20 protein-coding genes are annotated in these 18,883 nt (G+C 72.3%); 11 read left to right on the top strand and 9 right to left on the bottom strand.

Translation table 11 applies throughout. The annotated features are described in order from the left end of the window. The first annotated feature begins 143 nt into the window (after nucleotides 1-143). Complete coding sequence (locus U5911_RS02025) at nucleotides 144-875, top strand: phosphoglycerol geranylgeranyltransferase (RefSeq protein WP_336034868.1); 732 nt, start codon at nucleotides 144-146, stop codon at nucleotides 873-875. Here the strand turns inward: U5911_RS02025 and U5911_RS02030 are convergent. Next, complete coding sequence (locus tag U5911_RS02030; RefSeq protein WP_336034869.1) at nucleotides 872-1,864, bottom strand: ABC transporter permease; 993 nt, start codon at nucleotides 1,862-1,864, stop codon at nucleotides 872-874. The genes U5911_RS02025 and U5911_RS02030 overlap by 4 nt on opposite strands. Before the next feature lie 99 nt (nucleotides 1,865-1,963). Here U5911_RS02030 and U5911_RS02035 point away from each other — a divergent pair, with 99 nt between their 5' ends. Continuing rightward, entirely contained in the window at nucleotides 1,964-3,133 is a 1,170-nt protein-coding gene (locus U5911_RS02035; RefSeq protein WP_336034870.1) for an ABC transporter permease, read from the top strand. 57 nt (nucleotides 3,134-3,190) lie between these two features. Here U5911_RS02035 and U5911_RS02040 read toward each other — a convergent pair whose 3' ends face one another. After that, a complete protein-coding gene (locus U5911_RS02040) occupies nucleotides 3,191-4,204 on the bottom strand; it encodes an ABC transporter permease (protein WP_336034872.1) in 1,014 nt (337 codons plus the stop codon). Nucleotides 4,205-4,303: 99 nt separating this feature from the next. Further along, on the bottom strand, nucleotides 4,304-5,323 hold the full coding sequence (locus tag U5911_RS02045; RefSeq protein WP_336034873.1) for an ABC transporter permease: 1,020 nt from the start codon (nucleotides 5,321-5,323) through the stop codon (nucleotides 4,304-4,306). A gap of 146 nt (nucleotides 5,324-5,469) precedes the next feature. Between U5911_RS02045 and U5911_RS02050 the strand changes: the two genes are divergently transcribed. From U5911_RS02050 to aspS, 4 genes are all read left to right on the top strand, one after another. Beyond that, complete coding sequence (locus U5911_RS02050) at nucleotides 5,470-6,639, top strand: ABC transporter permease (RefSeq protein ID WP_336034875.1); 1,170 nt, start codon at nucleotides 5,470-5,472, stop codon at nucleotides 6,637-6,639. Next, nucleotides 6,640-7,641, top strand: coding sequence for an ABC transporter ATP-binding protein (locus tag U5911_RS02055; RefSeq protein WP_336034877.1), 1,002 nt, complete (start codon nucleotides 6,640-6,642; stop codon nucleotides 7,639-7,641). After that, entirely contained in the window at nucleotides 7,634-8,899 is a 1,266-nt protein-coding gene (locus U5911_RS02060; protein ID WP_336034879.1) for an ABC transporter ATP-binding protein, read from the top strand. Before U5911_RS02055 ends, U5911_RS02060 begins: the two co-directional genes overlap by 8 nt. Nucleotides 8,900-9,163: 264 nt before the next feature. Next, a complete protein-coding gene (gene aspS / locus U5911_RS02065) occupies nucleotides 9,164-10,468 on the top strand; it encodes an aspartate--tRNA(Asn) ligase (RefSeq protein ID WP_336034880.1) in 1,305 nt (434 codons plus the stop codon). Between the two features lie 175 nt (nucleotides 10,469-10,643). On the opposite strand, the gene U5911_RS02070 is transcribed toward aspS, so the two are convergent. Together U5911_RS02070 and U5911_RS02075 are read right to left on the bottom strand one after the other, a co-directional pair. Beyond that, nucleotides 10,644-11,168, bottom strand: coding sequence for a PIN domain-containing protein (locus U5911_RS02070; RefSeq protein WP_336034881.1), 525 nt, complete (start codon nucleotides 11,166-11,168; stop codon nucleotides 10,644-10,646). Next, on the bottom strand, nucleotides 11,165-11,467 hold the full coding sequence (locus U5911_RS02075) for a UPF0175 family protein (protein WP_336034883.1): 303 nt from the start codon (nucleotides 11,465-11,467) through the stop codon (nucleotides 11,165-11,167). The genes U5911_RS02070 and U5911_RS02075 overlap by 4 nt, the downstream gene beginning before the upstream one ends. Before the next feature lie 176 nt (nucleotides 11,468-11,643). Between U5911_RS02075 and U5911_RS02080 the strand changes: the two genes are divergently transcribed. The 4 genes from U5911_RS02080 (at nucleotide 11,644) to U5911_RS02095 (ending at nucleotide 14,828) form a co-directional block, all read left to right on the top strand. After that, nucleotides 11,644-12,243: a hypothetical protein gene (locus U5911_RS02080; protein ID WP_336034885.1), complete on the top strand. Its 600-nt coding sequence runs from the start codon at nucleotides 11,644-11,646 to the stop codon at nucleotides 12,241-12,243. Between the two features lie 62 nt (nucleotides 12,244-12,305). Next, a complete protein-coding gene (locus tag U5911_RS02085; protein WP_336034886.1) occupies nucleotides 12,306-13,142 on the top strand; it encodes a pantoate kinase in 837 nt (278 codons plus the stop codon). Nucleotides 13,143-13,217: 75 nt separating this feature from the next. Then, the gene (locus U5911_RS02090) at nucleotides 13,218-13,961 is read left to right on the top strand and encodes a 4-phosphopantoate--beta-alanine ligase (RefSeq protein ID WP_336034887.1); all 744 of its coding nucleotides are present in this window, start codon (nucleotides 13,218-13,220) and stop codon (nucleotides 13,959-13,961) included. A gap of 102 nt (nucleotides 13,962-14,063) precedes the next feature. Continuing rightward, entirely contained in the window at nucleotides 14,064-14,828 is a 765-nt protein-coding gene (locus tag U5911_RS02095; RefSeq protein ID WP_336034889.1) for a DUF7552 domain-containing protein, read from the top strand. Here U5911_RS02095 and U5911_RS02100 read toward each other — a convergent pair whose 3' ends face one another. From U5911_RS02100 to U5911_RS02110, 3 genes are read right to left on the bottom strand one after another with little or no spacing between them, the layout of a single operon-like run. Continuing rightward, nucleotides 14,829-15,731, bottom strand: coding sequence for a thiamine-phosphate synthase family protein (locus U5911_RS02100; RefSeq protein ID WP_336034891.1), 903 nt, complete (start codon nucleotides 15,729-15,731; stop codon nucleotides 14,829-14,831). It abuts the gene before it with no gap. Beyond that, complete coding sequence (gene dcd / locus U5911_RS02105) at nucleotides 15,728-16,315, bottom strand: dCTP deaminase (RefSeq protein ID WP_336034893.1); 588 nt, start codon at nucleotides 16,313-16,315, stop codon at nucleotides 15,728-15,730. Before dcd ends, U5911_RS02100 begins: the two co-directional genes overlap by 4 nt. 48 nt (nucleotides 16,316-16,363) lie before the next feature. After that, a complete protein-coding gene (locus tag U5911_RS02110; RefSeq protein WP_336034894.1) occupies nucleotides 16,364-16,978 on the bottom strand; it encodes a YIP1 family protein in 615 nt (204 codons plus the stop codon). Nucleotides 16,979-17,098: 120 nt separating this feature from the next. Here U5911_RS02110 and pth2 point away from each other — a divergent pair, with 120 nt between their 5' ends. Beyond that, nucleotides 17,099-17,437 carry a peptidyl-tRNA hydrolase Pth2 gene (pth2, locus tag U5911_RS02115; protein ID WP_336034896.1) on the top strand — a complete coding sequence of 113 codons (339 nt, stop codon included), beginning with the start codon at nucleotides 17,099-17,101 and terminating at the stop codon, nucleotides 17,435-17,437. 23 nt (nucleotides 17,438-17,460) lie between these two features. Here pth2 and U5911_RS02120 read toward each other — a convergent pair whose 3' ends face one another. Then, nucleotides 17,461-18,867 (bottom strand): carotenoid oxygenase family protein, encoded by a 1,407-nt coding sequence (locus U5911_RS02120; protein WP_336034898.1) that lies wholly within the window; start codon nucleotides 18,865-18,867, stop codon nucleotides 17,461-17,463. Nucleotides 18,868-18,883: the final 16 nt, after the last annotated feature.

The following is an 18,883-nucleotide window of genomic DNA, read 5'->3' on the forward strand; positions in this document are numbered from 1 at the left end:
CCAGCGACCGCCCTCCACGACACCTGCGCGGCGGCGTCGTCCAGCGTTCGTAGTGGCGTTCGTAGTGGCGCTCGAAGCGGCGATTTCCGCCGCTGCACCCGCACCGAAGGGGTTTTTGCGCGCCCACGGGAAACAGGGTCCACATGAGCACGCCGTGGGCCGACTGGGACCACGTCCTGAAGGTCGACCCGGACAAGTCCCTCGTCGAGGGCGAGACGTTCGAGGACGTCTGCCGGACGGGCACCGACGCCATCGAGGTCGGCGGCACGATGGACGTGACGACGGAGAAGATGCAACGCGTCATCGACGCGTGCCGCAAGCACGACGTGCCGCTGTACCAGGAGCCGTCGAACCCGGCGGTCGTCGTCGAGGACGACGCGCTCGACGGCTACCTCGTCCCCGTGGTGTTGAACGCGGGCGACCCGTTCTGGATCACGGGCGCGCACAAGGAGTGGGTGCGCATCGCCGACCTGGACTGGGCGCGCACCGCGACGGAGGCGTACGTCGTCCTGAACCCGGAGGCGAGCGTCGCGGAGTACACGGACGCGGACTGCGACCTGGACGCCGACGACGTCGCGGCGTACGCGACCGTCGCCGAACGCATGCTCGGCCAGGACATCGTGTACGTCGAGTACTCGGGGACGCTGGGCGACCCGGACGTGGTCGCCGCCGCCCGCGACGCGCTCGCGGACGCGACGCTGTTCTACGGCGGCGGCGTCCGCGACTACGACGCCGCCTACGAGCTCGGCGAGGTCGCCGACGTCGTCGTCGTCGGCGACCTCCTGCACGACGAGGGCGTCGACGCCGTCGAGGAGACGGTCCGGGGCGCGAACGACGCCCACGCCGGGCGGAGCCGGACCGCGAACCGCACCTAGTCCTCGCGGATGGTCGGGTCGAGGTAGCCGTACAGGAGGTCCTGCAGGAGGTTCCCGCCGATGCCGATGAACACGAGCACGAGCGTCGACCCGACGATGAGCGGGAGGTCCTGGGTCTTGATGGCGAAGAGGCTGATGCTGCCGAGGCCGGGGATGTCGAAGACGGCCTCGACGATGTAGACGTTCAGCATCAGGACGCCCAGCACCTCGACGAACGACAGCGTGAGGATGGGGATGGCGGCGTTCCGGAGGACGTGGCGCGCCACCCGGAGGCGGCCGGCGCCCTTCGCGCGCACCAGCTTCACGAACGCCCGGCGCTCGTACTCGAGTGATTCGGCCCGGGAGTGCTGGAGCAGTCCGGCGGCGAGGCCGAGCGCGAGCACGACCGACGGGAGCGCGTACCGCGCGGGGTGGTCGAACGCCCACACCTGGGAGACGCGCGGCGACCCGCCGAACGCGTACAGCGTCGGTTCCAGCCACGGCATCGTCCACGGGTGGAGGGTGTTCAGGTAGTGGACGACCCAGAACGTGGGGACGCCCATGAGCAGGTAGGCGGTGAGCCGCGACGTCCGGTCGAAGGCGCCGTTCCGGCGAAACGCGCTCGCGACGCCGAACAGCGACCCCGCGATAAACGACAGCGCGACGCCGGGGACGACGTACGCCAGCGTGTACGGGAGCCGGTCGGCGATGACGGCCGTGACGGGGCGCTGGAGTTCGTACGACGTCCCCCAGTCGAGCGTGACGATGCCGGTCATGCGGTCGACGTACCGGTCTAGGGCGCCGGCCTCGCCGCCGCGTCGCTCCCAGAACTCCTCGCGGATCTGTTCGATCTCGGCGTCGCTGGCGCCGGCGCGTTCGGCGCTCGCCAGCTCCGCGCCGAGCTGGACGTTCGGCATCGAGACGACGACGGCGAACGTGATCGAGACGACGACGAACGCCGCGAGAACGGCGAACGCCGCGCGGCGCGCGACGAACGACGCGTAGCTCACGGGCGACCACCGTCGGGGGCGGACAGTTGGAGGGCCACGGACGGCCGGAACAAGCCACATCAAAAATTATAAACGTTTCGTGTGGGCTGGTCGGTCACGATGCCCTCCACCATTGACGGTCAGCCAGCCTTCACCAGCGTCGACTGGGCCGACCGCGGCGGCCGGCGGCGCGTGCGCTGGCGGACGCTCGGCCTCGCGCTGTCGCTCGCGGTCCTCGCCGCCACGTTCGCGTACGACTACTGGCTCACCACCGGCGCGCTGTACGGCACGTACAGTCCGCGGCGCGTCGACTGGCTGTTCTACTTCGCGCTGCTCGTGTTCGCGCGGTACGTCGTCGTGCCGCTCGTCGTCGACCGCGACCGGACGCGTCGCTACTGGCGGCGCGTCCGCGGCGACCCGCTCGCAGTGCTCGGACTGGCGTTCCTCGCGGCGTTCTTCGTCGTCGCGCTGGTCGCGCCCGAACTCCGGAACGTCGGTCGCGTGTCCTTCGCCAGGCAGACCCAGCCGCCCGTGTTCGCGAGCGTCCCGGTGGACGCCGTCGACCGCTGTCTGGGCCCCGTGTCGGACGGCCGGTGTCACGGCACGTGGGCGCACCCGCTCGGCACGAACGCGTACGGCATCGACGTCCTGAACATGCTCGTCTACGGGATGCGGGAGATCCTCCAGGTGGCGCTGTCCGCGGCGGTCCTGATGGGCATCGTCGCGACCGCCGTCGGCGCGACCGCCGGCTACTACGGCGGGTGGGTCGACGACGTCCTGATGCGGTACGTCGACGTCCAGCAGACCGTGCCGACGGTCGTCGTCTACGTGCTCGTCGCGTCGCTGCTGTTGAAGGACAAGGGCCTGTTCATGCTCGCGGTGTTCTTCGGGCTGCTGGACTGGGGCGGCATCGCGCGGCTCGTCCGCAGCGAGGTCGTCAAGCGCCGGGACGCCGGCTACGTGCGGGCGGCGCGGGCCGCCGGCGCCAGCGACTACCGCCTCCTCCGGGCCCACCTGGTCCCGAACGCGTCGCCCGCCATCGCGACCAGCCTCTCGCGGCGTATCCCGACGCTCGTGCTGACCCAGGTCGGCCTGAGCTTCCTGATGCTCAGCGAGTCGAACATGCGCTCGATCGGCGAGCTGCTGCGGCGCGGCCTGAGCAGCCAGTACCTGGCGTGGGAGCAGAAGTGGTGGGTGTCCGGCTTCGCGGTGCTGCTGGTGGCGCTCACGGTCGCGGCGTCGAACCTCGCCGGCGACGCCGCCCGGGACGCCCTCGACCCCCGGGACTGACCGGCGGTCCGGACCGCCGGCCGCCGGTCACCCCGTGCCGATGCGCGGGGTCGACTGTCACCCCGTGCCGATGCGCGGGTCGAGGTAGCCGTACGCGAGGTCCTGGACGTAGCTCGCGAGGATGCCGGCCACCGCCAGCGCGATGGACGTGCCGATGATCAGCGGCATGTCGCGTTGCCGCACCGCGATCATGTTGTAGGCGGCGACGCCCTGGATGCCGAACACCGACTCGACCACGTAGAGGTTCACGAACACCACCGCCAGCAGCTCCGACAGCGACGCCGACACGATCGGCACCGCCGCGTTCCGCAGGACGTGGCGCGCGACCGTCAGCGGTCCCGCGCCCTTCGCGCGGTGGAGTTTCACCGACTCCGCGCCCGCCCGGTCCAGGTACGCCGTCCGCACGTACCGCAACTGCCAGCCGGCGAGGACGACGGCGAACGCGGCGGCGGGCGCGAGGAACCGCAGCGGCTCCGACGGCGGCCACAGGCCGTCGTTGGGGAGGTACGGCCGGCCCATGTTGTCGAACGGCGTCTGGTCCCACGTGAGCAGCCGCAACCACTCGAGTTCGCCCGCGAGGGGTTCCGCGAGCGCGAACGCGACGACGAACGCGGGGACGCCGACGCCGGCGTACGCGAGCGCGCGCCCGAGCCAGTCCGGCGGCGACCGCGGGAGCGCGCCGGAGACGACGCCGAGGAGGCTCCCCAGGAGGACGGCGAGCGCGAGCGCGGGCAGCGCGTACAGGGCCGTGCGCTGGATCGCGGGCCACAGCACGGCCGAGACGGGCTGGTCGAAGGAGTGCGAGGGCCCGAAGTCGAGCCTGGTGACGTCGACGAGCCAGTCGGCGTACCGGACGTGCAGGGGGTCGTCGAGGCCGCGCGCCTCCCGGTACTCCTGGACGTACGCCTCGACTTCGGCGTCGGAGGCGCCGCCGCGCTCCATCGCGCCGATGGTGCCGCCGAGTTCCGTGTCCGGCGTGAACGCGACGACCGCGAACGTGACGGTCACCACGAGGTAGACCGCCAGCAGCGCGAACAGCGTCCGCCGGCCGACGTACGCGAGGTAGCTCACGGGGCACCACCGTTGTTCGAGGGGGCGGGTGTGGAGGGCATTGACACGCGGAGGCTCGCCGGCCGAGCGAATAAACGTTTCCGTGACCCCCAGGGGGCGTCAGTCGCGGTGGAGGCGCGGGTCGAGGTAGCCGTACGCGAGGTCCTGCGCGTAGCTCGCGAGGATGCCGGCCACCGCGAGCACGACGGACGTCACCACGACGAGCGGGACGTCCCGCGTGCGGACGGCGATCATGTTGTAGGCGGCGACGCCCTGGATGCCGAACACCGACTCGACCACGTAGAGGTTCACGAACACCACCGCCAGCAGCTCCGACAGCGACGCCGACACGATCGGCACCGCCGCGTTCCGCAGGACGCGCCTCGCGACGGTGACGGGGCCGGCGCCCTTCGCGCGGTGGAGTTTCACCGACTCCGCTCCCGCCCGGTCCAGGTACGCCGTCCGCACGTACCGCAACTGCCAGCCCGCCAGGGCCACCGCGAACACGGCCGCTGGCGCGAGGAACCGCAGCGGCTCCGACGGCGGCCACAGGCCGTCGTTGGGGTTCAGGGGGCTCCCCTGGACCATGAACGGGGTGCCGGTGGCCTCCCACGTGAGGAGTCGGAGCCACTCGAGGTCGGCCAGCACCGGCTCCAGGAAGACGAACGCGCCGAGGAACGCCGGGACGCCGGCCGCGGCGTACCCGAGCGCGCGGACGCCGCCGTCGGCGAGCCCGCGGAGCGCGCCGGCGAGCGCGCCGAGTCCGCTACCTATCAGCACCGCGAGCGCGAGCGCGGGCAGCGCGTACAGGGCGGTGCGCTGTATCGCCGGGACCACCACGTCCGCGACGGGGCGGTCGTACTCGAAGGAGTACCCCCACTGGAGCGTCGAGAGGTCGACGAGGTAGTCGACGTAGCGCTCGGCCAGCGACCGGTCGAGGTTCCGCGACTCGAGGTACTGTTCGGTCATCGCCTCGCGCTCCTCGGCGGAGATGCGTTCCTTGTAGACAGCCCACCCTACCTCGCCGCCGAGGTCGGTGTTCGGGACGAGCGCGACGACGAGGAACGTCACGCTGACGACGAGGTAGACCGCCAGCAGCGCGAACAGCGTGCGGCGGCCGACGTACGCGAGGTAGCTCACGGCGACCGCCCCCTCGAGTGACGGGCGTTCGACCGCGGAGCTACCACTGCGGGAGGGCGGGCTGTCGGTTCGGGCGGCATGTGACGTGGGAGTTGTCCACAAGGATTTATAAACTTTGACGGGGGATAGGCTGACGAACCCCACCCATGCCCTCCACGGAGCACGACGCACCGCTATTCACACGTATCGACTGGGACAGCCAGTCGACGGGCGCCCGCGACGTCCGCCCCCGGACCGTCGCGTTCGCCGTCGCCGTCCTCGCACTCCTCGCCCTCTACGCGTACGACTCGCTGTACGTCGACGGCGCCATCGTCGACACGTGGGACCTCTCGCGGATGGACTGGCTGTTCTTCGTCGCCGTCCTGCTGTTCGCGCGGTACGTCCTCGTGCCGGCGGCGACCAGCCTCGACCGCTCGACCGACCACGTCCGCGCGTTCCTCCGGCGGCCGGCGGCCGTCGCGAGCTTCGCGTGGATCGCCGGCTTCGGCGTGCTCGGCGTCCTCGGCCCGGAGCTCATCGGGATGCCCCGCGTGGACTTCTACGCGGACTACCAGCCGCCCGTCTTCACGAGCACGGACGCCGCCAGCGTCGGGGGCTTCGAGTGCGTCGGCCCCGGACGCGACGGCGTCTGCCACGGCACCTGGCAGTACCCCCTCGGAACCACCCAGCAGGGCGAGAACGTGGTGAACGTCGTCATGTTCGGCGCGCACGTCGCACTGAAGCTCTCGCTGACCGCCGCGATGATCATGGTCGTCGTCGCCACCGCCGTCGGCACCGCCGCGGGCTACTACGGCGGGCTGGTCGACGACGTCCTGATGCGGTACGTCGACGTCCAGCAGACCATCCCCGCCGTCGTCGTCTACATCATCCTCGCGACGATGTACCTCGGGAAGGGGCTGTTCACGCTCGCGCTCGTGTTCGGCCTGCTGAACTGGGGCGGCATCGCGCGGCTCGTCCGCAGCGAGACCCTGGAGCGCAAGCAAGCCGGCTACGTGCGGGCGGCGCGGAGCGCGGGCGCCAGCGACGTCCACGTCGTCCGGCGGCACCTCGTCCCGAACTCGACGGGGACGGTCGCCGCCGCCCTCACGCGGCAGATCCCCCTGCTCGTCCTCGTGCAGGTCGGGCTCGCGTACCTCTCGCTGAGCGTCGTCGACATGCGGTCGCTCGGCGGCATCCTCCGGCAGTCGCTCCCGCCGTTCGGGGTCGGGTGGTGGGTCTCCGCCAGCATCACCGCGTTCCTCGTCGTGACGGTCGTCGCGTTCAACGTCTTCGGCGACGCGATCCGGGACGTCGTCGACCCACAGGAGGTGGCGTGAATGGCGGACCCACTGCTCTCGGTCAGGGACCTCCGGACGTACTTCGACACGGACGACGGCACGGTGCGGGCCGTCGACGGCGTGAGCTTCGACGTCGAGCCCGGCGAGACGGTGTGTCTCGTCGGCGAGTCCGGCTCCGGGAAGACCGTCGCCTGCGAGTCCATCACCCAACTCGTCCCGACGCCGCCCGGACGCATCGCGGGCGGCGAGGTGATCTTCGACGGCGAGGACCTCACGGAGCTGTCCGGCAGCGAGCTGCGGGCGTACCGCGGCGGCCGCGTCGGCCACGTGTTCCAGAACCCGCAGGGCGCGCTCGACCCCGTGTACACGGTCGGCGAGCAGCTCGTGGAGGCCATCCGGCTGCACCGCGACGTCCCGAAGGCGGCCGCCCGCGAGCGCGCCGCCGACCTCCTCGACCGCGTCGGCATCGGGGACGTCGAGGAGCGCATCGACGACTACCCCCACCAGTTCTCCGGCGGGATGAAACAGCGCGTCGTCGTCGCGATGGCGCTGGCCTGCGACCCCGACCTCCTCGTCGCGGACGAGCCGACGACCGCCCTCGACGTCACCATCCAGGCGCAGGTGCTGCGGCTGCTCGACGACCTCCAGGACGAGCGCGGGATGGCGCTGCTGTTCGTCACGCACGACCTCGGCGTCGTCGCCGAGATCGCGGACCGCGTCGTCGTGATGTACGCGGGGAAGGTGATGGAGACCGGCGACGTCTACCAGGTGTTCGAGAACCCCTCGCACCCGTACACGAGGGCGCTGCTGGAGTGCCTGCCGGGCAGGGGGGACGTGGAGACCATCGGCGGCACGCTCCCGGACCCGACGGACCCGCCGGACGGCTGCCGGTTCCACCCGCGTTGTCCCCACGCCGTCCCGGAGTGCGAGACCGGCGACCAGCCGGGCTTCCGCGACGTCGGCGACGGCCACGACGCGGCCTGCGTGCTCTACGACGCCGACCACGAGACGCCCGCGGCGACGGAGGCCGACGATGACTGACGGCGGCGACGCGCTGCTGTCGGTGCGGGGCCTCGAGAAGCACTACCCCGTGCGGTCGGGACTGCTGCGCCGCGTCACCGGCCACGTGAAGGCCGTCGACGGCGTGAGCTTCGACGTCCGCGAGGGCGAGACGCTCGGCCTCGTCGGCGAGTCCGGCTGCGGGAAGTCGACGACGGCGACCAGCCTGCTCCGCCTGGAGGAGCCGACGGGCGGCGAGGTGTACTTCGACGGCGAGGACGTCACCGAGTACGGCGACGCCGACGAGCGCGAGTTCCGGCGGCGCGCCCAGATGGTGTTCCAGGACCCGAACTCGGCGTTCGACCCCCGGATGACCGTCGGCGAGTCCGTCGCCGAACCCCTCGAGATCCACGGCCTCACGGACGCGGACCGCCAGCGGGAGGTCGTCGCGGACATCCTCGAGCGCGTCGGCCTCTCGGCGGACGACGCCGACCGCTACCCCCACGAGTTCTCCGGCGGCCAGAAGCAACGCGTGGCGCTCGCGCGAGCGCTCGTCCTCAACCCCGACCTCCTCGTCGCGGACGAACCCGTCTCGGCGCTCGACGTCTCCGTGCAGGCGGAGATCCTCGCGCTCCTGGACGACCTCCAGGACGACCTCGGGCTGTCGATGCTGCTCATCAGCCACGACCTCGGCGTCGTCCGACAGGTCTGCGACCGCGTCGGCGTGATGTACCTCGGCGAGCTCGTGGAGGTCGCCGAGACCGAGGCGCTGTTCGAGGCGCCCCAGCACCCGTACACGGAGGCGCTGCTCGACTCGATTCCCGAGCCCGACCCGCGCAGCCGCGGCGACGCGGTCGAGCTCACGGGCGACGTCCCCGACCCGCAGAACCCGCCCGCCGGCTGCTCGTTCCACCCGCGGTGTCCGCGCGTGATTCCGCCCGAGGGCTTCTCGTTCCCCGACGGGTCGTTCCGCGAGGTCCTGGACTTCCGGCTCGCCGCCGAGCGCGGCGACGTCGACGCCGAGTCGCTGCCGGACGCCGCGGCCGTCCGCGAGGCGTTCGGGCTCCCCGACGCGCTGGCCGACGACGACGCCGAGCGCGTGGTCTCGGCGGCCGTCGACGACGTCGTCGCCGGCGACGTCGACGCGGCCGCGGACCGCCTCGCGGACGCGTTCGCGACCGTCTGCGAGCGCGACGCCCCCGAACTCGCGGAAACGGACGCCGGCCACCCTGCCGCCTGTCACCTCCACACGGAGACGACCGACCGCGAGCCCGCGGAACTCTCGAACCCGCTGGACTGACGGCGGTCCCAACTCCGTCGTCTCCCACGCGCCGGCGACGCGGCTCCCTGCGGTCCCCGCTCGCACACACCGTTGCCTCCCACCCGTCGGCAACGCGGCTCACGGCTCCCTGCGGTCCCCGCTCGCACACACCGTTGCCTCCCACCCGTCGGCAACGCGGCTCACGGCTCCCTGCGGTCCCCGCTCGCACACACCGTTGCCTCCCACCCGTCGGCAACGCGGGAAATGAAGTCGTTTAAGACGAGTCCTCGTGAACCGGGAGGCATGCAGGACCGCACCTTCACAGCGGACGCCGAGCCGGGCGACCACGCGACGGTCGCCGGCTGGGTGCACGAAGTACGGGACCTCGGGGGTATCGCGTTCCTCATCCTCCGGGACAAGACCGGGAAGATCCAGGTCAAATTCGAGAAGGACGAGATGGACGACGACCTCGTCGAGACCGGCGTCGAGGCCAACCGCGAGAGCGTCGTGCAGGTCACCGGCGACGTCGAGGAGGAGACGCGCGCGCCGACCGGCGTGGAGGTCGTCCCGGAGTCCGTCGAGGTGCTCGCCGAGGCCGACCCCCAGCTCCCGCTGGACCCCTCGGGGAAGGTCGACGCCGACCTCTCGACGCGGCTGGACAACCGCACGCTCGACGTCCGGAAGCCCGAGACGAAGGCCGTCTTCGAGATCCGCGCGGCGGTGCTGCGCGCGGTACGCGAGTACTTCCGGAGCGTCGGCTCCACGGAGATCAACACGCCGAAGATCGTCGCCACCGGCACCGAGGGCGGCACGGAGCTGTTCCCCGTGACGTACTTCGGCCGGGAGGCGTTCATGAACCAGAGCCCCCAGCTGTTCAAGCAGCTGATGGTTGGCAGCGGCCTGGAGCGCGTCTTCGAGGTCGGCCCCATCTTCCGCGCGGAAGAGCACAACACGCCCCGCCACCTCAACGAGGCGACGATGATCGACTTCGAGTCCGCGTTCATCGACCACGAGGAGGCGATGGACGTCTGCGAGGGCACGCTGAAAGCCGCCTACGCCGCCGTCGAGGACAACTGCCAGGACGAACTGGAGACCCTCGGCCTCGCCGAGGAGTTCGAGGCGCCCTCCGGGGACTTCCCGCGCCTGACCTACGAGGAGGCCATCGAGCGCATCAACGCCACCGGCGAGCTCGACGAGCAGCTCGTCTGGGGCGACGACCTCCCCACGGAGGGCGAGAAGGCGCTCGGCGACGACGTCGGCGGCCACTACTTCGTCACGGACTGGCCGAGCGAGATCAAGCCGTTCTACATCCAGGACTACGACGACGACCCCGAGCTCTCGAAGGGCTTCGACCTCATGCACCCCCGGATGGAACTGGTCTCGGGCGGCCAGCGCGAACACCGCTACGAGGAGCTCGTCGAGGGCTTCCGCCAGCAGGGCCTCGACCCCGACCAGTTCGAGTACTACACGAAGATGTTCAAGTACGGGATGCCGCCCCACGCCGGCTGGGCGTACGGCGTCGAGCGCCTCGTGATGACGATGCTCGACCTCGACAACATCCGGGAAGCCGTCCTCTTCCCGCGAGACAGACAGCGCCTGTCGCCGTAGGCGACAACGCGTCTGGCGAGCGGGAGCTCGGAAGTCGCAGCCCGCGAACGGACGTGAGCAGGAACGTCTTCCGGCGTTCCCGCGGGATCGCCAGCGGTTGAGCCCGTAGGGCGAACCCCTGGGAGCCAGCGAGACGAGCGCAGCGAGTCTCGCAGGGCCGGCAGCGGCTGAGTCCCTAGTCTTCGGCAGCCTCGTCGATTAGCTCGAACGCTTTTTCGCGGAGTTCTCCCGTCATGTGCAAGCCGTGGCTGTCGACGTCGCGAACCAGGTCCTTCGCGTCCTCGGCAGCCATGCCTTCGTGGACCGCGCGGACGACGACGCCGACGGTTCCCGTGACAGTCGCGCCGAGGCCGCGTGCGACGGTGCGGACCCGGCGGTCGTCGGAGACGACGGCTGGCATTTCGTCCCGTTTGTTTGCGAGAATGACGCCAGCCAGGATGTCGACGTCCCCGTTGATTCGTTCTTCTCCGAGCAATTCCACTGCTCGTGCTTGCGTCTCGTCCGGGAGTCCGAAATCTGGTAGTCGAGATTCCTCGTCGAGGAACGAGGAGACGTTCGCAGCTGCGGGGTCTGTCGTCACTTCCGCTTCGACTCGTTCCGAGATCGCGAGGCGTCCGTCGAAGTTCCCGAGCAGGTCGACGCGCCCCACGCTCCCGAGCGCGATGAGCGTGGTGGCGTCGACGAGGACGACGTCGCTCATACGTCGAGTGCGCTGTCGGCGTCGCTGTCGAGGTCCTCGGGCGAGAGCTGGGTGGTGAGGTTGTGTTCGCGCGCGATCTCCAGCCACTCGGCGAGGGAGACGTCAGCGATGCGGGCGGCCTCGTTGACGGAGACGTCGCCGGACTGGTAGCGCTCGACGGCGACGCGGACGCGGATGTCGTGGAGTCCCTCGGCGAGGGCCTTCCGGATGGCCGTGCTCTTGTCATCGCCGAGGAGCTCGGCGACCTCCTCGAGGTCTTCGTCCTCGTCGTCGGGGATTCTGGCGCTGATCGACGGCACGTATACGTATTGATACAGCGTAAACGTACTTGAACCTTCGCGTCCAGACACGCCAGAAACGCCCCAGCCCACAGCCCTGACCCGCGCAGGCCGGGTAGCCACCGCTGGACGGGTTCGGGGTCGTTCTCGAGTAGCTAGCCAGCCGACTTTTCCGGACGAACGTCCTTGTGTCCGACGTGCCCGAACTCGCAGACGCGGTCATCGAGGAGGCGGCAGAGCGCGGTCAGCGACTGCTCGTCGACGAGTTCGTGGCGCTCGTGGAGCGCCACCACGAGCCCGACGGGGCCGGCGTCCCCCGCGAGCTCGTCGAGGCGTACTTCGCGGCGCTCGAGGACGAGCGCGCGGTCGACGTCGAGGTGCTCCGGGGCGCGTTCGAGGACGAGCTCACCGACGCGGACGCCTACGACGGGCGAAACGCCGTCTACGAGGTCGGCGACGGCCGCGTGAGCACGTACCCGGCCGAGTGGCACGACCGCCTCGGCGCGGACGCCTCGCTCGCGGCGTTCGTGGGCGTGATGACCGAGTCGATGGGCGACCCGCCGCGCAGCGGCGCGTCGCCCGGGGTCGCCGAGGACGACCTGCTGGACGCCGCGGTCACGCTCGGCGGTCGCAGCCGGCGGGCGGCCCGCGAGGAACTCGAGGAGCTGCGCGCGGACGGCGTGCTCGTCGAGGACGCCGACCAGCACCCGAGAGCGGGCGTCGCGCTCGCGGCCGACGTGGACTTCGAGGAGGGCGGACTGGGCAAACCGGACCGGGGAGACGCCCCGGGCGGCTGACGCCCTGCCGGCGCGGACCGATACTGCAACACTTAATCCGCGGCGTCTCCGAGTGCGACGCGATGAGCGACGGCGACGCGGCGACGGCGTTCGCGCCCGGACACGTCACGGGTTTCTTCGGCGTGTCGCGCGACGACGACCCCGCGCAGACGGGGTCGCGCGGGGCGGGCGTGACGCTGTCGGCGGGCGTACGGACGCGCGTCGAACCGAGCGAGGAGAGCCGGGTGCTGTTGAACGGCCGCGAGGTCGGCGTCGAGAGCGTCGCCCGCGTGCTGGGCGCGCTGGACGCGACGGCGACGGTGCACGCGGAGACGGCCCTGCCGCTGGGCGCGGGGTTCGGGGTGTCCGGCGCGATGGCGCTCGGGACCGCACTGGCGGCGAACGAGGCGTTCGGCGCGGGCCGCTCGGAGAACGAGCTGGTGACCGCCGCGCACGTCGCGGAGGTCGAGGCCGGCACCGGGCTGGGGGACGTGGTGGCCCAGGCCCGCGGCGGCGTGCCGATCCGCCTCGAGCCCGGGGCGCCCGGCCACGGCGTGCTGGACGGCGTCCCGGACGCCGGCCGGGTCGAGTACGTGTCCTTCGGCGGGCTCTCGACGAGCGACGTCATCGGCGGCGACACCGACCGGCTGACGGCGGCGGGCGAGCGCGCGCTCGCCGACGTCGTGGCGGAGCCGACGCTGGAGCGGTTCATGGCGCTCTCGCGGCGGTTCTCGCGGGACGCCGGCCTCCTGGACGGCGAGGTGGCGGCGGTGGTGGATGCGGTGACCGACGCTGGCGGCGAGGCGGCGATGGCGATGCTCGGCCGGACCGTGTTCGCGCTCGACACGGGGCTGTCGGACGCCGGCTACGACCCCGAGGTGTGCCGCGTCCACCCCGCTGGCGCGACCCTGGACCCCTGAGCGGCGAGGGACGCGTCGGCGGGGACGGCGACCCGCAAGCGGGCGATTTTTGCGCGCCGGGCGGCGACACCGTGTATGGCCGAGATTCCCGAGGGGCACCCGCGCCGCGACTCGCTGGTGACCCGGCACCGCATCGAGGCGGGCGTCGAGCAGGGCATCACGTCGAAGCAGGGCCTCGTCGCGCAGGGCCGCGGCGAGGCGTTCGACTACCTGCTCGGCGAGGAGACGATCCCGTCGGCGGACGAGGCGGCGCGCGTCGCGGCCGCCCACCTCCTTCTCGCGGAGCACGCCGTGCTCTCCGTGAACGGGAACGTCGCGGCGCTGGTGCCGGACGAGGTCGTCGCGCTCGCGGCGGCCACCGGCGCCGACGTCGAGGTCAACCTGTTCAACCGCACGGAGGAGCGCGTGCGGGCGATCGCCGAGCACCTCCGCGAGCACGGCGCGACGGACGTGAAGGGGCTGCAGGCGGACGCGCGGATCCCGGGGCTGGACCACGAGCGCGCGAAGGTCGACGCGGACGGCATCTACAGCGCGGACGTGGTGCTGGTGCCACTGGAGGACGGCGACCGCGCGGAGGCGCTCGCGGCGATGGGGAAGACCGAGCTGGTCGTCGACCTGAACCCGCTGTCGCGGTCCGCGCAGACCGCCGCGGTCCCCATCGTGGACAACATCGTCCGCGCGGTGCCGAACGTCACGGCGCACGCGGAGGCGCTCCGCGACGCCCCCCGCGAGGAACTGGAGGGCGTCGTCGAGGCGTTCGACCGCGAGGCGGCGCTGGCGGCGGCCGAGCGGCGCATCCGCGGCGGCGACCTGGACTGACCGCTCGCTCCGGACCAAAACACGTTTCTTCCTTTAGGTAGACCTAAACCACATGTCCGGTCAGCGACGCCGCGCGCCGCCAGCGGGGAGGTGTCCGCGGTGATGGGCGACGACCTCCGGTCGATGCGGGACCGCATCGACGCGTTCGCCGAGGCGAGCGGACGGTTCTACGTCGCGTGCGCCCGCACCGGCGAGCGGCCGTTCCCGGTCGGCGGACTCCGGTTCGCCGACCGGGAGACCGCCGCGGCGGCCGCCGACCTCGCGCAGTCGTACCGCGACACGCTCGAGCGGTACGACCCCCGGGCACCGCGGTACGACCTCGTCGTCCACGAGGAGACCGACCCCCGGCCGCCGGAGCGCGCGCCGGCGCTCCCGGACGCCTGCCACGACGTCACCGGCGCCGTCTTCGAGTCGCTGAGCGCGCTCGGCCACCGGGACGCCGAACGCGCCGTCCTCGACGCGTACTTCGCCGCCGCCGAGTCGACCACGGACCTCGACGACCTCGCCGTCGTCCTCCTCCGGTGCACGGCGCGGACCCTCGCCGACGACCTCGCGCCCGGCGACCAGGCCGACGTCCTCCGGGACGCCGCCCGCCGCACGGACGTCGCCGCGGACGCCACCACCGTCGACGACGCGCTCGCCGCGGTCGCCGGCGCGGACCTCGCCGCCGACGTCGCGGGCACCGCCGACGGCTGGCGGTTCCGGCCGACGGTCCACGCCCGCGACGCCGCCGTCACGCTCCCCGCCGCGGTCGCCGTGCTCGCCGTCCGCCCGGACGCCGACCCGGTCTTCGACCGCACCAGCGACACCGTCCGCGCGCGCCTCGCCGGCGGCCCAGCCGGCCTCGCCACCGCCCACCGGCGCTGACTACAGGAGCTCGCGGGCCATCGACGCCGCCGCGGGCGCGCTGTCCGCGAGCAGGTAGACGATGGGCTCGACGCCGTAGCCGCCGGTCTGGTAGAGCACGTCCACGCTCGGGCTGTCGGCGACGGCGGCCGCGACGGCGGCCGCGGAGTCCTCGCCCGCCGCGTCGAACTCGACGGCCTCGTAGCCGGCGTCGGCGAGCGCCGCCACGACGTCCTCGCCGTAGCGGACGTTCAGGCACGCGCGCGCGTCGCTGCCCGCGTCGCGCGCGGCCAGCAGTATCGACGCGACGTGGACGCTCACCCCGAACTCGGGGTCGGCCGGGACCTCCGTCCGCCCCATCACGTCGAGGATGCGGCCGGGGACGCCGGCCACGTCCTCGACGCCGTCCGCGTCCGGCGTGCACTCCACGAGGTTCGACCCGACGGCTGGGATGAGGGTCGCGAAGCCGCTGGCGTGCTCGAGGACGCGGACGCCGCGGCGCACCGACGACAGCACGCGCTCCCGGACGCGCACCTCGCTCTCGGGGTCGTGGACGCGGAAGTCGCCGTCGTAGTCCGCGAGCGCCGGCATCGCGTCCTCGTGGAGCGCCGCGACGACGTCCCCGCGCGCGGACAGCCGCCGGATCAGGACCTCCGCCTCCACGAGCGCCTGCACCTGGGACATGTCGCCGCTCGCGAGCCCCTCGCCGACTCGCTCGACCGTCTCCCGGACGCGGTCGTCCTCGGCCACCGCGTCGGTGACCTCGACGTCGCCGTGGGCGTACTTCGAGACCGCGGACTGGCTGACGCCGAGCAGCTGGGCGACCTCCTGCTGGGTGAGCCCGCGCTCCCGGAGGTCCGCCGCCAGCAGCGACCGGAACGTCGGCAGGAACGCCTCGACGACGACCTCCTCGAGGAACTTCATTGGTCGCCCCCGAACTCGCGGTCGCCGCGGATGCGGCTCGCCTGCGGGCCGTCCTGGTCCTGGTACTTCGACCCGCGGTCGGCGCCGTACGGCCGCTCGGCGGTGCTCGTCAGCTCCGTGAACACGAGCTGGCTGATGCGCATGTCCGGCGTGAGCGCGACCGGGACCTTCCCCAGGTTCGAGAGCTCCAGGGTCACCTTCCCCTTGAACCCGGGGTCGATGAAGCCCGCCGTCGCGTGCACCACGACGGCCAGACGCCCCAGCGACGACCGGCCCTCGACCTGCGCGACGAGGTCCGGCGGCACCTCGACGCGCTCTTTCGTCGTGCCGAGTACGAAGTCGCCGGGGTGGAGGACGAACTCCTCGCCGTCCTCGACGACCGTCTCGTGGACGTAGTCCTCGACCTCCTCCTCGCGGTTCGGGTGGATGCAGGGGACGTTCGCGCGCTCGAACTCCAGGAACCGGCGGCCGAGCCGGACGTCGACGCTCGCGGGCTGGACCTGGAGGTCGACGTCGTCGAGCGGGTCGACGACGAGGTCGCCCGCGGCCAGCCGGTCGAGGATGTCCCGGTCGGAGAGTATCATACGGGGTTCTGGAACCGGGGCGGCCTAAAGGTTTCAGAACGACCGCGGTCAGAACAGCGACAGCAGCCAGCCGCCGTACGCGACGACGCCGCCGACGGCGGCACAGCGGTAGTAGTCGGCGTCGAACGCGACCGACAGGCCGACGCCGTAGAAGTACGTCTGCCAGGCGGCGACGACGAACGAGACGGCGGCCTGGACGAACTGGCTGGTCGCGAGGTTGCGCTCGAACTGCTCGGTGAACGTCCGCGGGGAGGCCATCGACGCGTCGCCGAGCGCGGACGCGAGGAACGCGAACGCGATCAGCGACGTGAGGACGGTGGGCGCGGTCCCCCAGCCGACGACGGCGAGCGTGTCCGTGAACTCGCCGTCGTGGCCGACGAACGCCCGCGCGAGGAGGTGCGTGACCGCGGCGGCGAGGACCCAGCCGACGAAGAGGGCGACCACGATGCCGAACAGGTAGCCGACGAAGACGTCCCAGACGGCGGCCGCGGCGTCGCCGTGGCCGGCCGACCGCAGCCTGTCCTCGAGCAGGACGGCGAAGCCGATGAACGCGCCGCCGACGGCCAGCACGGCGACCGTGACGGCGAGGAGGGCGGGGCGGACGAGGAAGCCGCGCGCCTCGAAGTACGCGCGCGGCCGTCGGAGCGGAGTGTAGGGGGCCATGCGTGGGCGTGTCGACGGCACCGGCATTTGTCTTGTGGTGGTTCACAGCGCGTGAACCGCCGTCGGCCGCCGCGCCCGCGAGTAGCCAACGCTTTGGCCCGGCCGCCCGTCCGGCCAGCCATGAAGCAGGTCATCGCCGCGCGCACGGACGTCGGCATGGGCCAGGGGAAGCTCGCCGCGCAGGTCGCACACGCCTCCCTGAAGGCCTACGAGTACGCCGACGAGGACGTCAAGCGCCGCTGGAAGGCCGAGGGCCAGCAGAAGGTCGTCGTGAAGGTCGGCAGCGAGCGCGAGCTCTACCGGGTCGCCGAGGAGGCGAAAGCGCGTGGGCTGCCGTCGGCGGTCGTCGAGGACGCCGGCCGCACCCAGCTCGAGCCGGGGACGGCGACGGCCGTCGCGGTCGGTCCCGCGCCGGACGCCGACGTCGACGAGGTGACCGGCGACCTCTCGCTGTTCTGAGTCGGCGCGGTCCGGCGACCGCCTCACAGGTCGGCGTAGAACTGGCCGTGGAAGTCGAACGGGAGGACGCCGGGCGCCCAGGCTCGCGCTCGCTCCTCGAAGGACTCGGCGTCCAGCACCAGCAGGAACGACTGCTCTCGGTCGGCGTCCAGCACGACGGACAGCACGGCACCGTCGCCCGCACCGCCCCCGGGCTCGGGCACGAACACGGGTTCGCCGCAGAACGTCCCGGCCGCCTCCCAGAGGGCCGTCTCCCTCGATCCGGTGTCGACGCGCACGAGGTGGTTCGGGGCGCCGTCCTCGCCGCCCGAGCGCGTGGCGTACACGTACCGGTACGGGCGGCCGCGGCGCCGCTCGTCGAACCGCGGCAGCGACAGGCCGCCCGCCGCGAGCGTCTCGCGGCTCGCGCGCCCGCCGTCGAGGGGGACGGCGTACCGCCGCAGGTCGCCGTCGAGGGTGCGCACCGACCCGGACCGGAGGTCGGGCAGCGAGAGGTCGTCGACGACGCTCGCGTCGTCGAACGCCACGAGGTCGACGAGGAGCCGGTCGCCGTCCCGGAAGGCGTTCGCGTGGTGGAACGCGAAGAACGGGGGCGCCGTCGCCGCCGCGACCACGTCGCCGCTCGACCGCGACAGGACGTGGAACCGCGCCGGCCGCTCGGGCCGCCAGTCGAGCGCGTCGAGGAAGGTGTCGGGGCCGCCCGGCCGCAGCAGCCCCCAGACGTCGACGACGAGCGGGCACTCCGCGATCACGACGTGGTCGGGCGTCAGCGCGAAACTGTGGACGTACACCGGGTCCTCGAGGTCGAGCGTCCCGACCACCTCGCGGCTGGACTCGCCCGCCGGCAGGCGCGTGACGGCGTAGTCGGCGGTCCGGCCGAAGCGAACGGAGAGGTTCCACGTCGCGCCCGATTCGGGGTCCGTCACCGGGTGCGCGCACGCCATGTGGGCGTCGACGTCGTCGTCGAAGTGCCACTCGCCGGCGGTCTCGAGGGTCGCCGGGTCGAACGCCACCTGCCGCGGGACCTCCGTGAGCGCGAGGAACGTCCCGTCGACCCTGAGGACGTTCACGTTCGCGTTGTCCGTCGTCTCCGGCAGCACGGCCCGCTTCACGCGGTCGAGGAGGCCGCCGCCGGCGCCCGTGCCGAACTGGCCGGCGCCCAGGCGGTCCGACTCGACGACCTCGCGGTACTCCTCGGTGCGCAGGAACCGCGTCGTCAGCGAGACGCCGCCGTCCCGGACCGCGAACTTCCGGAGGAGCGCGAGCCCGTCGAACCAGTGGGCGAACGGCTCGCCGCCGGACTCGAACTTCCCCGGGCCGTTCCGCAGCAGCGCGCCGTCCAGCCAGCCCGGGAGGTCGCCCTCGACGCGGCAGTCCGCGGCGTCGAACTCGGTGTCGGCGGACGCGAAGCCGACGCGGTAGTCGGCCATCGGTCGGTGTTGGGCC

Source organism: Halobacterium yunchengense (genome assembly GCF_037031165.1).
GTDB classification, from domain to species: domain Archaea; phylum Halobacteriota; class Halobacteria; order Halobacteriales; family Halobacteriaceae; genus Halobacterium; species Halobacterium yunchengense.

Coding starts and splice junctions, on each gene's coding strand:
- U5911_RS02060 (WP_336034879.1), top strand. CDS start 7,634: ATGACTGACGGCGGCGACGCGCTGCTGTCGGTGCGGGGCCTCGAGAAG.
- aspS (WP_336034880.1), top strand. CDS start 9,164: ATGCAGGACCGCACCTTCACAGCGGACGCCGAGCCGGGCGACCACGCG.
- U5911_RS02050 (WP_336034875.1), top strand. CDS start 5,470: ATGCCCTCCACGGAGCACGACGCACCGCTATTCACACGTATCGACTGG.
- U5911_RS02070 (WP_336034881.1), bottom strand. CDS start 11,168: ATGAGCGACGTCGTCCTCGTCGACGCCACCACGCTCATCGCGCTCGGG.
- U5911_RS02035 (WP_336034870.1), top strand. CDS start 1,964: ATGCCCTCCACCATTGACGGTCAGCCAGCCTTCACCAGCGTCGACTGG.
- U5911_RS02095 (WP_336034889.1), top strand. CDS start 14,064: ATGGGCGACGACCTCCGGTCGATGCGGGACCGCATCGACGCGTTCGCC.
- U5911_RS02100 (WP_336034891.1), bottom strand. CDS start 15,731: ATGAAGTTCCTCGAGGAGGTCGTCGTCGAGGCGTTCCTGCCGACGTTC.
- U5911_RS02110 (WP_336034894.1), bottom strand. CDS start 16,978: ATGGCCCCCTACACTCCGCTCCGACGGCCGCGCGCGTACTTCGAGGCG.
- U5911_RS02090 (WP_336034887.1), top strand. CDS start 13,218: ATGGCCGAGATTCCCGAGGGGCACCCGCGCCGCGACTCGCTGGTGACC.
- U5911_RS02120 (WP_336034898.1), bottom strand. CDS start 18,867: ATGGCCGACTACCGCGTCGGCTTCGCGTCCGCCGACACCGAGTTCGAC.
- dcd (WP_336034893.1), bottom strand. CDS start 16,315: ATGATACTCTCCGACCGGGACATCCTCGACCGGCTGGCCGCGGGCGAC.
- U5911_RS02085 (WP_336034886.1), top strand. CDS start 12,306: ATGAGCGACGGCGACGCGGCGACGGCGTTCGCGCCCGGACACGTCACG.
- U5911_RS02055 (WP_336034877.1), top strand. CDS start 6,640: ATGGCGGACCCACTGCTCTCGGTCAGGGACCTCCGGACGTACTTCGAC.
- U5911_RS02025 (WP_336034868.1), top strand. CDS start 144: ATGAGCACGCCGTGGGCCGACTGGGACCACGTCCTGAAGGTCGACCCG.
- pth2 (WP_336034896.1), top strand. CDS start 17,099: ATGAAGCAGGTCATCGCCGCGCGCACGGACGTCGGCATGGGCCAGGGG.